The sequence below is a fragment of the Nocardia sp. NPDC055165 genome (genome assembly GCF_053606985.1).
The window spans coordinates 250,465-264,258 of record NZ_JBSGSS010000005.1 but is presented as its reverse complement, the minus strand read 5'-3'; the positions used below and the strand labels follow the sequence as shown (position 1 = coordinate 264,258).

Here is a 13,794-nt window from a genome sequence, read left to right as displayed (position 1 = left end):
TGTGTCAGGCGGGGGCGATGCCGAGCATCGACAGCAGCATGCGGCATTCGTCGGCGTCTTCGGCGTGTGCCGCGACGACCTTCTGTGCCTGGCGGGCGGTCTCGTCGGCAAGCGGCTCGAGTTCGTCGTCGGCGATGTCGTTGGCGGTGCTCTTCGCGGCCATAATGGGTTCGTCCTCCCGGTTTCCCTGCGCTCTACCTGCGAGTGATCAATACTATCGGGCGCCGGCGCACGGCCGATGAAGTAGCGACGCGTAACACCCCGCCCCGGTGCCGTGTCGTGGCGGTCCCGTTACCGTGGGGCAGTACACGATCGACCCCGCAGAGAGGTTTCTTTCATGCCACTTGCCACGGTGAACGGCATCGCACTGAACTATCAGGTCAAGGGCGACCGTACCAAGGGCACCGACGTCAAGGGCGGTGGTCCGCTGGTGGTGTTGATCATGGGAACGGGCTCGCCGGGCCGGGTGTGGGAGCTGCATCAGGTTCCCGCGCTGGTCGCGGCCGGTTACCGGGTCTGCGTGTTCGACAACCGTGGGATCGCGCCGTCGTTCGAGGCCCCGGGCGGGATGCGGATCGAGGAGTTGGTCGCCGATACCGCCGCGCTCATCGAGTTCCTCGACGAAGGCCCCGCGCTGGTCGCGGGCACGTCGATGGGTGCGCGGGTGGCGCAGGAGCTGGCGCTTGCCCGGCCCGATCTGGTGCGCAAGGCCGTGTTCATGGCCGGACACGGCAGGCTGGATCAGTTCCAGAAGACGTTGTCGGTGGGTGAGCAGGAGCTCGACGCCTCGGCGGTGAAGCTGCCCGCGAAATTCGAGGCGGCGTTGAGCGCGGTGATGAATCTGTCGCCCGCGACGATGGCCGACACCAACTCCGCGCGCGACTGGCTCGATCTGTTCGAGTTCAGCGTGGGGACGCCCTCGGCCGGTGTCCGGGCCCAGCGAGCGATGGATCACGAATTCGATCGGGTCGCCGCGTATCGTTCGATTACGGTGCCCTGCTTGGCAATTGGGTTCGCCGATGATCGGATGATTCCGCCGTACCTCTCGCGTGAGGTCGCCGAGGCCATTCCCGGCGCCCGCTACCAGGAGGTCCCGGATACCGGTCACTACGGCTACCTGGAGCAACCCGAGGCGATCAACAAGATCTTGCTCGACTTCTTCGCCGCCTGACCGCCGTGACCGGGGCAGCATCGGGTAACTCCCTACCAGTAACGTATGCCTTGCTAGGGTCGACACAACGCTCGTGGCTTCGCGGCCGCGCAGTGATCCTGTACACAGCGCCAGTATCCAGTGAGGTGAAATGAGCACCAACCCCTTCGACGACGAGGACGGCCGCTTCTTCGTTCTGGTCAACGATGAAGAGCAGCACTCCCTGTGGCCCGCGTTCGCGGAGGTCCCGGCGGGCTGGCGTGTCGTGTTCGGCGAAGAAAGCCGGGCAGCGTGCGTCGAGTACGTCGAGAAGAACTGGACCGACATGCGGCCCAAGAGCCTGCGTGACGCGATGGCCGCCGACGACGCAGCCCGCGCCCAGTCCTGATCTCCTCCGCCACCGCGTGACACCCATCCGGTGTCGCGCGGTTGGCGTGCGCGGCTAAGATAGTCGCGCACCACCCGCCTCCTTAGCTCAGTGGTAGAGCACCGCTCTTGTAAAGCGAAGGTCGTCAGTTCAATCCTGACAGGGGGCTCATCTCGCAAGAATGGCTCTGGCCCAGGTCAGAGCCATTCTTGCGCGCTGGACGCCTTCGGATCGAGGGCGTTTGGACTCACTCTGGACGCACTCTGTTCCAGCCGTTCGGCCACGGCGTTCAAATCGTCATCGAACAAGTCGGCGTAGACATCCAGCGACATCGCTGCCGACTTGTGCCCTAGCATCTTCTGGACGGCCTTCACGTTCGCCCGGCCGACCCGGCCAGTGGGCGGCGGTGTGCCGCAAGGCGTGGGGGTGACGCGCGGAAACGTCTCGTCGGTCTTCATGCGCCGGGCCACCGCGCCGGACATCCATGAATCCTTGGACGCGGGCGGGCCGAGGTGTTCGCACTCGCTTTTCGACCAGAGCAAGTCGTCACGGCCCTTGCGCACTGCCAATTCATCGGCCGCGGATTTCGGAATCGGAACGGTGCGATTGGTGTGGCCCTTCAATGAGCCGATGACAACGGCGGTGCCTACAATGGGCGCATTCTCGATGAGCGTCATTCGGCGGCGCAGGAAATCAATGTCGCGCACCCGCATCGCTGCCAGCTCGCCTCAGCGCAGCCTGCAATAGGTGAGCAGCACGAGGATGGCCGAGTACCCCGGAAGCGCACTGGGTCACCGCACGGGAGGCCCGGGCCGTCATGCAATCCGGTCGGCGACCGTTCGCAAGTGTCTCGCGGCTGCCTGCAAAAAGGTTGGGCATCGCGGGCGGGAAGCGCTCGACGACAGGGCCGATCTCGAAGAGTTCATTGGCGGACACACGCCCGAACAAACACATCACCGGCCTGGCCCGAGCTCGACGTGCCGCCACACTATTACCGCCGATTGATCGCCACCACCGAAGCCACCAGGCTTCTCAGCGGCGATGCAGGTGGTCATTAGCGATTCCACGGAGTCGCTAGCTCGATCGACTGTGCGCAGCTGGGTCACGCGAGGCCATCCATGCCGCCGACGCCCGCCGAAGCCGCCTTTTCACCGTCGGTAGCGTGCTCGCAGCTGGACTACGGAATGTCTGCGGCTCGTCATGACGAGGTGTGGCGTAGGTGGCGAGCGGGGGAATCGTCCAGTGCGATAGCGCGATCCCTTGGGATGCCGCCGCAGCACGTCAGGCGATTCCTCGCCTAAACACCGAAGAACGCCGACCTTCGCCGCTTCACCCAGAACGATCTCGACGTCATAGCCCTCGAACTCAACCACCGGCCCCGCAAGATCCACGGGTACTGCAGCCCTGCCGAGGTCTACGCTGAGCATCTGACAGTGGTGACGCACTTACTGCTTGAGCATCGTTCTCGTCACTAGGCCACTGAGGGCGTCGGCACCGGTCGACCAGACGTCTCCTCTGTCCAAGAAGCGTGTCGTGAAGTCGGCGGCGTACTCCAGGGATCGGCCAGCTTGATCCTGCAGTCGGTGGTGAAATTCTGTGTAGGGTCGAGGTTCTGGCTGGCGTCTAGGTACCGGTGTCTAGTGGAAGGTTCGACGGGGTGGATCCGAGCATTGTTGTCGCGGCAGTAGCTGCGGCTGTATCAACAGGTGCGGTAGCGGGTTTGACCGACAGCGCTAAGCAGGCCGTCGCTGATGCCTACGCCGCGTTGAAGGGTGTGCTGATCCGTAAGTACGCAGCGATCGATGTCGCGATGGTGGAAGCCAAACCGGATTCAGCGGCGCGCCAGGACGTGCTCGAAGCCGAACTCGTCGAGGCCGGCGCCCATGGTGACAGTGAGTTGCGGGATGCCGCCGAGCAGGTTTTGTGGATCGTGCACGAGTACGCACCGCAGGCCGCGGAGGTGGTGGGCGTAAAGCTGACCCACGTCTCGGCCGGCGAGCTCGAGGTCTCCAAGATCCGAGTCAAGGGTGCGGTCGGAGTCGTTGCCCAGGATGTGCAGGTCACGGGCCGATTTGTGATCAGCGATGTCGAGGTTGAGCAGCTCCCGACCCACCCTCGATAGGCGCGGACCGGCCGCCGCGAGCACTGGAGCAGCCGGTCTCCGCGCCTACCAGCTATGCCGGGGTTCGGGCTGAACGCGACCTGAACCACACCACGGTCTTAGGCCACCAGTACATCAATACGGTCGCACCGAACTCGCTGGCGTTGATCGATCTGGTCGAGGTGCGAGGCGCTAGTGATGAGCTGCCGGTAGTCGGCGAGCTGGATCCGTACCGGTTGAAGGCCACGCCCTCGGAGTTCGGTGAGCGCCGCACCTACGGGATCGATGATCCCTATGTGGCGCGCACTCACGCCGACGTCGACGACCGGGTGGGCGACGCGTTGGGTGAAGACCGGTTGGTGTTGTTGATCGGCCCGTCGAAGGCAGGCAAGACCCGCACCCTGTTCGAGGCGGTCCGCCGTGAACTACCCACTGCGCGGGTTGTGGTTCCTGAGCCCAGGACACTGGCTGACTTGCCCAAGTGCGAGGAGTACCGGAACCATCCCGACACCGTGGTGGTGTGGTTGGAAGACCTCGACGAATTCACCCGTGCTGAGCGGTCGTTGACACCGAAGCTGCTCTCAGCGCTCACCGCCCGGCGGGCCCGCACGGTGGTAGTAGCGACACTGCGTACCGAGAAGTACGACGAACTGCTCGCCGGTGGTGAGCTCGCCCGCGACATCCGCAGCGTGTTCGAGCAGGCAGAACGGATCAAGCTGGAACCCACCAGCGCCGATTCGGTCGAGCAGGCCGTCGCCGCGAGAATGTATCCGTCACTGGATCTGACCCGTTACGGGCTCGCCGAGATGCTTGTCGGTGCACCGGCGTTGTTGGCACACTATCGCCGCGCCCGGACCGCGGGCCGAGTCTCCACATCGGTCGCGGCGTTCAGCACGGTGGTCGAAGTCGTCATCGATTGGGCACGGATCGGCCGTTTGGACCGGATGCCGCAGGACCGGGTGCTCGAGCTGGCCCGCGAGGTGGCAGATACTCGATTCAGTGCCTACGACATCACCGAGGACGACCTCATTACTGCGGTGGCCGCCGCTCGACTGCCTTATGCCGGTGCTGGTGACACCGCTGCGCTGGACACGGAATGGCTCACTGATCCCAGGATGCGAGGATACCGTCCGTTCGATTACCTGGTTTCCGCCGACGATATCGCCGGGCGACAGATACCGGCCGCGTACTGGTATCGGGCTACCGTCGATGCCGGTGACAACATCCTTACCCAGGTAGGTCTGGGCGCCTATTACCGTGAGTTGTTCGGAGTAGCCGAATCCCTCTTCCGCCGCGCCGCCGATACCGGCCACACCCTCGCGATGAACAATCTCGGGGCTCTGTTCGAACAGCGCGGCGAAATCAGCGAGGCCGAAATCTGGTATCGCAAAGCCGCCGAGGTCGGCCACACCCTCGCGATGAATAATCTCGGGGCACTGCTCCTTCAGCGCGGTGAAACCGCTGAGGCCGAAGCCTTCTTGCGCCGCGCAGCGGACACCGGTCATGCCGATGCGATATACAATCTCGGGACTCTGTTCCAGCAGCGCGGCGAAATCACTGAGGCCGAAACCTGGTATCGCAAAGCCGCCGAGGTCGGCCACACCACCGCGATGAACAATCTCGGGACCCTGTTCGAACAGCGCGGCGAAATCAGCGAGGCCGAAACCTGGTACCGCAAAGCCGCCGACGTAGGCCACACCCTCGCTATACACAATCTCGGCGCCCTGCACTAAAGTGTTCAACGCGGCGAGGCCGGGGCCGAAATCTGGTGGCGCAAAGCTGCGGACACCGAAGATGACTGAGGGGTAGTCTCCCGTCTGGTTGCCTTCAGTCCTGTCCGCTTCTCCCGAAAACCTCGAGCCGTTTTATGGAGGCAGCCGAGGCTCCCTCGGCCTGGGATCTCGTTTCAGCGAGGTAGTGGTGCAGCGTCGCCTTGAGACACCGAACGCTTCGGCGACCTGCTCGGCCCGCTGTCCCCCTGAGCGCGACTCTCGCCGTCGACAGAGCTATCGACCGCAGCGCGGGCCGTTCGGTCAGCTCATCGAGCCGAGGTTTGATCGCGTCGCTTATCGGCCCCCCTGGTTGGTGTCTGGCCGGTGCGCCCAGTAAAGCTGCTATTCAGAAGGTCGCAAGCCTCGTGGATCGATGCGCCTGTTTCGGAGAAAATCGAGGAATCTCGTCGAGAGTTGTCGTATCCGGGTCGGTCCGTTCGTGGTGTGGGTAGAGGCGGCCGACCGGCAGCCACCGAGGAAGGGAAATCGCCATGACTCAGTACCTGCTTTCCGTTGTTGTCGAGCCGAGTGTTTATGACATTCCGCAGGAGGAGGCGCAGCCGCAGTACGAGGCGACGGGGAGGTTCAACGACGAGCTCAGGGCCGAAGGGGCGTGGGTCTTCGCGGGTGGGCTCGGACGGATCGATGAGGCCACCACGGTCGACAACACCGGTGCTGACGTGGTTGTCACCGACGGGCCGTATGCCGAGACCAAGGAATGCCTCGGTGGGTTCTGGGTCGTGGAGGCGCCCGACCTCGATGCCGCGCTGAAGATCGCCGCCAGGGCGTCGAAGGTCTGCGAGCAGAAGATCGAGATCAGGACGTTCGACGGCGCATGAGCGACGACACTCGCGCCCGGATCGATCGGATCTACCGCGAGGAGTACGGCCGGGTGGTCGCCTCGCTCGCTCGACGGTTCGGCGATCTCGACATAGCCGAGGACGCCGCGGGCGAGGCTTTGCTCACCGCCATCGAACGGTGGCCGGTCGACGGCATACCGCCCAACCCGGGCGGCTGGCTGACGAAGACCGCGGGCAACCGCGCGATCGACCGGATCCGCCGTGAATCACTGCGCGACGCGAAACACCAGGCAGCCATGATCATCGACGATCACACACCGCACGAACCGACCGGACCGATCAACGACGATCGTCTCCGGCTCGTCTTCACTTGTTGCCATCCGGCATTGGCGCCGGAGGCGCGAGTCGCGCTGACACTGCGCCTGCTCGGCGGGCTCACCGTCGGCGAGATCGCTCGTGCGTTTCTCGTTGCCGAAACGACCATGGCGCAACGCATCACCCGCGCCAAGGCCAAGATCAAAGCCGCGCACATCCCGTTCCGCGTGCCCGATCGCGAGGACGTCACCGATCGGCTCGGCGGTGTGCTCGAGGTCATCTACCTCATTTTCAACGAGGGGTATCTGGCAGGCGCGCAATCTGTTCGGGCCGACCTGACGGCCGAGGCCGTTCGGCTCGGCCGCATCATGCGCGATCTGCTGCCCGAGGACGGCGAGGTTGCCGGGTTGCTCGCGCTGATGTTGCTCATCGACGCCCGCAGCGCGGCACGTTTCGCGGGCGGGGAGCTGGTGACGCTCGACGAGCAGGACCGCGGCGGCTGGGACCACACCCTCATCGCCGAGGGGCACGCGCTGGTACGCGAATGCCTGCGCCGAGTCGCGGCAGGCGGCGACCCACCTGGTCGCTATCAGATCATGGCGGCGATCAATGCGGTCCACACCGACGCGGCCGACCCCCGCGACACCGACTGGAACCAGATCGTCGCCCTCTACGACCAGCTCTACACCGTCACCCCGACCGCGATCGTCGCCCTCAACCGAGCCGTCGCCATCGCCGAACTGGACGGCCCCAATGTGGCGCTGGCACAGATAGATTCACTGCCACTCGACGGCTATCATGCCTGGTACGCCGCCCGCGCCGACCTGCTGCGCCGGTTGGGGCGCAGCGCCGAGGCGAGATCGGCCTACGACGCCGCGATTGCCGCCACGCAGAACCCCGCCGAGCGCGCGTACCTGAGCAGGAGGCGTGAGCATCTTGTGTAGAACTGCTGTGACTTCCGGCATGGACTCGCTTGGTCAGCGCGGCCCGTTCGTGTTGAGGTAGAGGACCGGGCCGTCGCCGAATGCGCCCTGCTCGTTCATCGCCAGCAGCGCCGCCATGGCCTTGGCGGTGTAGACCGGTTCGAGGTGCAGGTGCTCGCGGTCGCCTGACAAGGTTTGGGCGCGTTCGCCTTCCGACGTGGGGTGGCCGTAGCCGCTGCCGAGCCAGTCGGTGACGATATCGATGTCCTCGACTCGCGGTTCGAGATCGGACAGGTCCGCGCCTCGCTGACGCAGCAGGCGCGCGGTACGGCGGGCGAGCCGGGTGATCGTCGCCGGGTCCAGCCGCAGCGTGTCGTTGACGACGACACCGACTGCCCGGGTCGTCAAGCCCGCCATCCGCAATCCGAGCTGCAGCCCCGCGATCGTGCCGCCGGATCCGACGGCGGTCACGAGGTGGGTGGGCTCGGGTAGCTCGCCGCGGTCTACTTGTCCGGCCAGTTCGAGCGCGGCCTCGACGTAACCGAGGACACCGACCGGCGAGGACCCGCCGGGCGGCAGGAAGTAGGGCAGATGCCACCCACTGGTGTGCCGGGCGAGCAGCATCGGCGCGGTGAGGACGGTCCGCGTCTTCGAATGCGTGAAATACAGCGCGGCGCCACAGTTCTCGAGACGGCTCAGCTGGGCACGAACGTGCTCGTCCACGGGCTGGTCGACGAGGGCGAGCGCGGTGCCGAGCCCGTGATCGCGTGCGTACAGGGCGACGGCCAGTCCCCAGTTCGTCCCCAATCCGCCGACGGTCAGGATGGTCCGGGAGCCGCGCCGGTGCGCGTCGGGCAGGATCCATTCCAGCTTGCGGACTTTGTTGCCACCCCACCCGCCGTCACCGAACGCGCCGTCGTCCTTGAGCCAGACCGGCGCGCCACCGGTAGGCAGCGCATCGAGCCTACGGACCGGTGTCGGGCCGGAGCTCAGTCCGATATGCGGCAGGGATTCGCGCAGGCGTGGAAAGCGTTGGTGCAGAAGCGGAGTATTCATCGGCCGGTGTCGCGGAACCAGTCGCCGATTCGTGGGCGCGGCACATTTTCCTCCTCGGATTCGCTATTGCCTACCGTATCGAATCTGCTCCGCGCGCTCACCGAAATCGCCGCCGTCCATGCCGTGACCGAGCGAGCCGGCTCGCTACGAAATCCTGCTGCCCGTGGCGCGAACGGCGGTGTCGCCGCTCGATGATCCGCCCGGCTGACGAGCGCTACGGCACGTAGAGGTCTGCGCCGGAGCACTGCATGGTCTGGCCCGCGGACAGACCGGAGGTGCCTACCGCGCCGGTCAGGCGGACCGTGCCCCAGCCGGTGTTCACGTCGAAGCTCGGCATGTCGGCGCCGACGGTGCCGTCCTGGGCGACGACGCCGGATTCGCCGGTGTCGAGATTGGTCCAGTTCACGGTCGCGTGATAGCCGAAGGGACCGAAGTTAGAATCGCCGCGGGGCTGAATCGAAATGGTGCCGGGTCGGTCGTCCGATGAGGTCGCCACCAGCGACAGATAGAACGGGTACAGGTGGAAGTTCGCGTTCGAACCGAGGCACTGAATCTTCGCCTCGCGTACCTCCGCCGACGCTGTGCCTGCCCCGAGTAGGGATATCGCGACGACGGTGGTGAGCCCAACGGTCAAACGCATCTGCGAAACCTTCCGATAGGAACGAACCGGAGCTCAGTACATCGTTTCCTGGGCGAAAGAGCAAGGGTCGCTCGCATCCCGGTACCGAACCGTACTGTCGCTCCCCTTACTCACTCGGATTCCGGGCAACCGTGCTGGCCGACGGAAATCCATGAGGGTAAAGTCGAATAGAATAACTGGTGCATGCAACCAAACTGTCCACATCGCCAGATTTCAACGCCAGGCACTTGATTCGACCCCATTTAGATTCATCCACCTCCGAAATCTGGAGTATCTCCATGGACTGAGATCGGTCGGCCAGGTCGATCGTCATCGTGTTGAACAACGTCTTCATTTTCATAGCGAATACGCTGAAGAATCTAATAGATATGAAAGTCGGATCCGGAGAACTGTCGAAGCTGCGTAGCTCCAATTCCGACAGAGAAAGGTTGTAGCGCCACGGCCTGAACTTGAATCCGAAGTGGATCGGAAGATCGCCATCAATTCTCGTATACTCGCGATCAGGTGAAGGGGTTGTCATATCGGCGCTTCAGTGAAATCAATGGTGATCCGGTGGCCCTCCGGGTTGTGTTGGCTACCAGGCTGATTGGCGGGTGCCGGCTGTGGCTTTCTCGATCAGGTGTTGGAGGTGGGCTTCGATTCGGTCGGGGGTGGTGGGGGTTACTTCTACTTGTTCGCCTTCTTGGATGAGGTAGCGGCCGTCGTCGGTGTAGTCGACCAGTTGGAGAGTGGTGCCGCCTTCCTGCCAGCCGTCCAGGGCAGGGCCGGTGGCTACGCGGAATTCCGCATAGGTGGTGAAGGGGCGTTTGAGGAATTTGAGGGCTTGTTCGGCGGGGGTGCGGTGGCGGGCGTAGGGGTCGGGGGTGGTGGTGAAGTCGTCGCGGTGGACGTTGAAGCCGCCGGTGGTGCCCGCGGGAGTTTTCGGGAGGATGGACAGCAGGCGGGTGACGATGGCGTGGGCCGGGCGCAGGGTGATCAGGATGTTGCCGCCCTGGCCGTATTCGGGACCGGGGAGCTGGGCGGCGACTACGCCGTTGCTCGCCTCGGTGGTCGCGCAGGCGCGGACCATCCGGGTGCGGCCGTCGAAGCGGTGCCCGAACAGTTCCACCCGGATTTCGGGGTGCGCGAGGGCGTGCAAGGCGTGGTACAGCGATTCGTCGGTGCCCATTTTGGCGATCAGCGAATCCGCGGCACGACGGCATTCCCGGTCGAACTCGACCTGCGTTTCGACACCTGCCGTGAAGGTGAGGGGCCAGGGCATACGATCGCGGCCGAGCGTTTCCCAGGCGACCCAGAACTCGAACGGGGTCAGCTCCCAGGTGTCGGTCATGCGTCGCCGCCGATCACCGGCGGGACGTGCAAGCGTTCGGGGCCGAGCAGTTCTTCGTGGACGCCGCGCAAGTAGTCGGGGGCCTGGTGCTCGTTCTCGTCGTCCTTGCCGCCGCCGCGCGCGCCGGGGGCGCCCATTCCGCCCATGCCGGACATGCCGGAGCGGCCCGACGACGTACCGGAACCCGCGCCCGCTCCCGCACCGGCGCCCTGCTTCTGACCGGCGGTACCGGGGACTGCCGCACCGGGTGTGCCCGCGCCTGCTCCGGCGCCCGCGCCCGCGCCTGCTCCGCCACCGGAGCCGAGTCCGCCGGGGGACGTGCCGGCTGGGGTCGTGCCAGGGCTGCCTGACGGGGTAGTGGTGGTGGGGGTTTCCGGAGTTGTCGTGGCCGCGGTGGTCTCGTCGCCGGTGGTGTCGTCAGTGGTGCTGTCGTCGGTGGTGTCGTCGTCACCGGGGTCGGTGGTGGTGGGGGTTTCCGGCTCCGTGGTGGACGGGGTGGTGTCGTCGGTGCTCGGCTTGGTGGTGGTGCCGGTGGGTTTGTCGGTAGTGGTGCCGGTCGGCTTGTCCTTGTTGGTGTCGCCGGTCGGCTTGTCGGACTGGGGTTTCGCTGGCGTCGGGACCTTCGGGACCTGCGTGTCGGACTGTTCGGCGACCGGCTTGTAGACGGTCGTCATCACTTCGCGGGCCGCGGCCTGGGCGGCTTCGGAACGGCCTGCGCTGGCGCTGTCCATGACGAAGTTGGTTGCGGTGCCGAGCCCGGGCACGGCAACGCTGGCAAGTGTGTTTACGACCTTCCCGGCGAGAGTGCTGCTCTGTTGGTCGGACTCGTGGGGGACCGAGTATTTCACCTGCTGGAGGCCGGAACGAGCCTCCTCCATCTTGTTGGCAATCATCTGGGCAGCCTGCTCGACTTTGTCTACGTCTCCGAGGTAGCTCTTCGTAGTAGCCAATGCTTGGCTGGCGGCGCTGCCCGACCAGCCCCGTTCCATTTCCTTCTGAATATCGTCGTGGTATGCGGTCGCTTTGGTCGAAGTGTCCGTAGCGAGTGTGGTCCAACCCTGAACGCTCGTATGTAGTTCCTCGATCTTGATGGACTCGACGAATTCCATTATTCGCGAGTGCGACATGTCAGTAAAACTCTCCATCACCCCCGGTACAACTTGTGGGGCGTACTCGCCGGAGAAACCAGCACTCAGGGCCTTGTTGGTGTCATAGATCCGAGCCCGATCCTTGTTGCCATCGGCCTGTGCATCCAACTCCGACTGTGTCGCCGAAATATCGGAGTCGAATAGTGAGCCAACGCGGTCGACAATAGTTGGAACCGTGGTGCTCGTATTGGTTAGGCCGATTAGAAAATCTCCGAACGACATGTGTCCCCCCGTTATCAGTCGAGCTTGTTGGTCTGCTGCTTGATGGCAAGTTGAGTTGCCTCATCGCAGTTCCTGTAGGCGGTACCGGCTTTGCGGTACATATCGGCCATATTAGTGAGTATCTCGATATGCTGGCGGACGGCCTCGGCGTAAGAACCGTGCCCGTCTGTGCCTTCTGCTAGATCAGCAAATTTCTGGCCGAGAGTCGTTGCGGACTTGAGGTTTCCGAACGAGTCCGCAGTGACCATCCTCCTGGTGCGCGCAGACAGTCCTTGTAGATCTTTGATGTAGTCCTCACATCGCTGCGCGCAGCGATCGGCGGCTCCGGACTCGATTATCAATTCTCCTGCAGCTGCCTTGCCGGCAAGAGTTTGAAATTCCTTTGCAAGTGCGTTGGTGTCTGCCATGACTGTCTCCCCGTGTGTCGAGTGCGGCTATTGTGGAATGGAGCCCACGAAACTTGGGGCAGCATTGTTTGCCAGCAGACACGGGTCTGTTTGGGATTTACTATCCACAAATTTGCTTGCGTTTACGAGAACTCTTCCATGTCCGGTATCAAATGCAATTTCGCATTCCACCGGTGGATTTTCCTTGCCGATATAGTATTGCAGCGCTTTTCTGTCGCTGACCGATATATCCTTGAAATCGTGGAAGCGGTTGTTAGCCCGAATCTCGTCGACGGTGTAGATGGTGGACATGAAAGCAATGAAGTAGCCATCGGCACGCCAGTTGCAACCCTTCCACTCCGCACGCGGGACCGACCACAGGTTGTCGTCCTTCGACGCCGGGTCGAGACCCGCCGCCCGCAACACACTGTCCGACACCGTGCAGGGATCGAACAGCTGCTCCTTGGTCAGCGGAGCCCCGCTGGCCTCAGGCTGCCCGTCGACCGCTGTGGAACATCCGGCGAGCGCCACTACAGCGCACACCCCGGCGGCAAAGCCAACCACTCGCATCGTCTCTCCTCTTTCGCACACAACGACCACTCGATGTCTTAGACGCGCGCCCGGTCGTTTCGGTTCCATCCAGGGCAGAACTCAGGCTGGGACGTTCGCTCCGTGGCCGAGGTCGCGGAGGGCGGCCTTGATCTTGGTCTGGGCTTCGTCGAGGGATTCGGGGGTGGGGTCGGTGTTCGCGCCCGAGATGTCGAAGTCGCCCATGGTGTAGGCGGGGAAGACGTGGGTGTGCAGGTGGGGGACCTCGAGGCCGGCGATGAGCAGGCCGGCGCGGGGGGCGTCGAAGGCGACGCGGACGGCCTGGCCGATCTTCTGGGCCACGCCCATCATCCGGGCCATCACGGCGGGATCCACGTCTTGCCACTGGTCGATCTCCGCGCGCGGGACGACGAGGGTGTGGCCCTGGGTGACGGGGCCGATGGTGAGGAAGCCGACGAACTCGTCGTCTTCCCAGACGAAGCGGCCGGGGATCTGACCTGCGATGATCGCGCTGAAGACGGATGCCATACCGGTGAGCGTAGCTAGATCGACACGAAATGCGACAGGATGCCCTGCACCTCGTAGATGTCGACCTGACGGTTGAAACGCTGCTTGACCGGCTCGTCGCCGCTGCCGATCCAGATGTAGAGCTCCGCGTCGAGGTCGAAGGTGCCCGCGGTTTCGACGGCGAAGTGACTGATCGACCGGTAGGGGATGCTGTGGTAGCTGACCTTGCGGCCGGTGACGCCCTGTTTGTCGACCATGATCAGGCGGCGATTGGTGAACAGCATCGCGTCGCGGACCAGGATGAACGCGGCGTACACCTGCTCGCCCTGCCCGAACAGCTTCGCGTATTCCTGCTGGGCGGCGGCCGGATCTATGCGACCGGCATTGCCCATCATCCCGTCGAGCAGGCCCATGGCATTCCCCCGTTTCGGTGGCGGCTGCCGCGCCACGCCTGGTCCCATTGTGGCGCAATCGAACCCGAGCCGCGAGGGCCGAGCCGCATCGCGACGGCCCGATCGCCGGCCCGAA

The 13,794-nt window shown here is 64.3% G+C and carries 16 protein-coding genes and 1 tRNA gene; 7 read left to right on the top strand and 10 right to left on the bottom strand.

The window, feature by feature from the left end; translation table 11 throughout:
* Positions 1-4 precede the first annotated feature (4 nt).
* Positions 5-163 (bottom strand): hypothetical protein, encoded by a 159-nt coding sequence (locus tag ACWFRF_RS13180; protein WP_165610244.1) that lies wholly within the window; start codon positions 161-163, stop codon positions 5-7.
* A gap of 174 nt (positions 164-337) precedes the next feature.
* Between ACWFRF_RS13180 and ACWFRF_RS13175 the strand changes: the two genes are divergently transcribed.
* From ACWFRF_RS13175 to ACWFRF_RS13165, 3 genes are all read left to right on the top strand, one after another.
* Positions 338-1,171, top strand: a complete 834-nt coding sequence (locus ACWFRF_RS13175) for an alpha/beta fold hydrolase (protein WP_379314840.1) — start codon at positions 338-340, stop codon at positions 1,169-1,171.
* Positions 1,172-1,301: 130 nt separating this feature from the next.
* Entirely contained in the window at positions 1,302-1,538 is a 237-nt protein-coding gene (locus ACWFRF_RS13170; RefSeq protein WP_022565839.1) for an MbtH family protein, read from the top strand.
* Positions 1,539-1,614: 76 nt separating this feature from the next.
* Positions 1,615-1,686: transfer RNA gene (locus tag ACWFRF_RS13165), tRNA-Thr, on the top strand.
* A gap of 28 nt (positions 1,687-1,714) precedes the next feature.
* Here ACWFRF_RS13165 and ACWFRF_RS13160 read toward each other — a convergent pair.
* The gene (locus ACWFRF_RS13160; protein ID WP_452450117.1) at positions 1,715-2,230 is read right to left on the bottom strand and encodes a hypothetical protein; all 516 of its coding nucleotides are present in this window, start codon (positions 2,228-2,230) and stop codon (positions 1,715-1,717) included.
* 944 nt (positions 2,231-3,174) lie between these two features.
* On the opposite strand from ACWFRF_RS13160, the gene ACWFRF_RS13155 reads away from it, so the two are divergent.
* The 4 genes from ACWFRF_RS13155 (at position 3,175) to ACWFRF_RS13140 (ending at position 7,449) form a co-directional block, all read left to right on the top strand.
* A complete protein-coding gene (locus ACWFRF_RS13155) occupies positions 3,175-3,639 on the top strand; it encodes a hypothetical protein (RefSeq protein WP_452450115.1) in 465 nt (154 codons plus the stop codon).
* 161 nt (positions 3,640-3,800) lie between these two features.
* Positions 3,801-5,351 carry a tetratricopeptide repeat protein gene (locus tag ACWFRF_RS13150; protein ID WP_452450114.1) on the top strand — a complete coding sequence of 517 codons (1,551 nt, stop codon included), beginning with the start codon at positions 3,801-3,803 and terminating at the stop codon, positions 5,349-5,351.
* Positions 5,352-5,881: 530 nt separating this feature from the next.
* Positions 5,882-6,229 (top strand): YciI family protein, encoded by a 348-nt coding sequence (locus tag ACWFRF_RS13145; protein ID WP_387446296.1) that lies wholly within the window; start codon positions 5,882-5,884, stop codon positions 6,227-6,229.
* Entirely contained in the window at positions 6,226-7,449 is a 1,224-nt protein-coding gene (locus tag ACWFRF_RS13140; protein ID WP_452450113.1) for an RNA polymerase sigma factor, read from the top strand. Before ACWFRF_RS13145 ends, ACWFRF_RS13140 begins: the two co-directional genes overlap by 4 nt.
* 33 nt (positions 7,450-7,482) lie before the next feature.
* On the opposite strand, the gene ACWFRF_RS13135 is transcribed toward ACWFRF_RS13140, so the two are convergent.
* The 8 genes from ACWFRF_RS13135 to ACWFRF_RS13100 all read right to left on the bottom strand — a co-directional run bounded on the left by ACWFRF_RS13135 (position 7,483) and on the right by ACWFRF_RS13100 (position 13,679).
* Positions 7,483-8,484: a 1-aminocyclopropane-1-carboxylate deaminase/D-cysteine desulfhydrase gene (locus tag ACWFRF_RS13135; protein WP_452450111.1), complete on the bottom strand. Its 1,002-nt coding sequence runs from the start codon at positions 8,482-8,484 to the stop codon at positions 7,483-7,485.
* A 214-nt stretch (positions 8,485-8,698) separates the two neighbouring features.
* Positions 8,699-9,124 (bottom strand): hypothetical protein, encoded by a 426-nt coding sequence (locus tag ACWFRF_RS13130; RefSeq protein WP_379312201.1) that lies wholly within the window; start codon positions 9,122-9,124, stop codon positions 8,699-8,701.
* A gap of 574 nt (positions 9,125-9,698) precedes the next feature.
* On the bottom strand, positions 9,699-10,454 hold the full coding sequence (locus ACWFRF_RS13125) for an ESX secretion-associated protein EspG (RefSeq protein ID WP_452450109.1): 756 nt from the start codon (positions 10,452-10,454) through the stop codon (positions 9,699-9,701).
* A complete protein-coding gene (locus ACWFRF_RS13120; protein ID WP_452450107.1) occupies positions 10,451-11,347 on the bottom strand; it encodes a hypothetical protein in 897 nt (298 codons plus the stop codon). Before ACWFRF_RS13120 ends, ACWFRF_RS13125 begins: the two co-directional genes overlap by 4 nt.
* Before the next feature lie 491 nt (positions 11,348-11,838).
* On the bottom strand, positions 11,839-12,231 hold the full coding sequence (locus ACWFRF_RS13115; protein WP_452450105.1) for a hypothetical protein: 393 nt from the start codon (positions 12,229-12,231) through the stop codon (positions 11,839-11,841).
* 27 nt (positions 12,232-12,258) lie between these two features.
* Positions 12,259-12,780 (bottom strand): DUF3558 domain-containing protein, encoded by a 522-nt coding sequence (locus tag ACWFRF_RS13110; RefSeq protein ID WP_452450103.1) that lies wholly within the window; start codon positions 12,778-12,780, stop codon positions 12,259-12,261.
* Positions 12,781-12,861: 81 nt separating this feature from the next.
* Positions 12,862-13,287, bottom strand: a complete 426-nt coding sequence (locus ACWFRF_RS13105; protein ID WP_101464615.1) for an HIT family protein — start codon at positions 13,285-13,287, stop codon at positions 12,862-12,864.
* Positions 13,288-13,301: 14 nt separating this feature from the next.
* Positions 13,302-13,679 (bottom strand): PH domain-containing protein, encoded by a 378-nt coding sequence (locus tag ACWFRF_RS13100; protein WP_378966914.1) that lies wholly within the window; start codon positions 13,677-13,679, stop codon positions 13,302-13,304.
* Positions 13,680-13,794: the final 115 nt, after the last annotated feature.

Coding starts and splice junctions, on each gene's coding strand:
- ACWFRF_RS13170 (WP_022565839.1), top strand. CDS start 1,302: ATGAGCACCAACCCCTTCGACGACGAGGACGGCCGCTTCTTCGTTCTG.
- ACWFRF_RS13115 (WP_452450105.1), bottom strand. CDS start 12,231: ATGGCAGACACCAACGCACTTGCAAAGGAATTTCAAACTCTTGCCGGC.
- ACWFRF_RS13180 (WP_165610244.1), bottom strand. CDS start 163: ATGGCCGCGAAGAGCACCGCCAACGACATCGCCGACGACGAACTCGAG.
- ACWFRF_RS13175 (WP_379314840.1), top strand. CDS start 338: ATGCCACTTGCCACGGTGAACGGCATCGCACTGAACTATCAGGTCAAG.
- ACWFRF_RS13120 (WP_452450107.1), bottom strand. CDS start 11,347: ATGATTGCCAACAAGATGGAGGAGGCTCGTTCCGGCCTCCAGCAGGTG.
- ACWFRF_RS13125 (WP_452450109.1), bottom strand. CDS start 10,454: ATGACCGACACCTGGGAGCTGACCCCGTTCGAGTTCTGGGTCGCCTGG.
- ACWFRF_RS13110 (WP_452450103.1), bottom strand. CDS start 12,780: ATGCGAGTGGTTGGCTTTGCCGCCGGGGTGTGCGCTGTAGTGGCGCTC.
- ACWFRF_RS13145 (WP_387446296.1), top strand. CDS start 5,882: ATGACTCAGTACCTGCTTTCCGTTGTTGTCGAGCCGAGTGTTTATGAC.
- ACWFRF_RS13140 (WP_452450113.1), top strand. CDS start 6,226: ATGAGCGACGACACTCGCGCCCGGATCGATCGGATCTACCGCGAGGAG.
- ACWFRF_RS13160 (WP_452450117.1), bottom strand. CDS start 2,230: ATGCGGGTGCGCGACATTGATTTCCTGCGCCGCCGAATGACGCTCATC.
- ACWFRF_RS13105 (WP_101464615.1), bottom strand. CDS start 13,287: ATGGCATCCGTCTTCAGCGCGATCATCGCAGGTCAGATCCCCGGCCGC.
- ACWFRF_RS13135 (WP_452450111.1), bottom strand. CDS start 8,484: ATGAATACTCCGCTTCTGCACCAACGCTTTCCACGCCTGCGCGAATCC.
- ACWFRF_RS13100 (WP_378966914.1), bottom strand. CDS start 13,679: ATGGGCCTGCTCGACGGGATGATGGGCAATGCCGGTCGCATAGATCCG.
- ACWFRF_RS13130 (WP_379312201.1), bottom strand. CDS start 9,124: ATGCGTTTGACCGTTGGGCTCACCACCGTCGTCGCGATATCCCTACTC.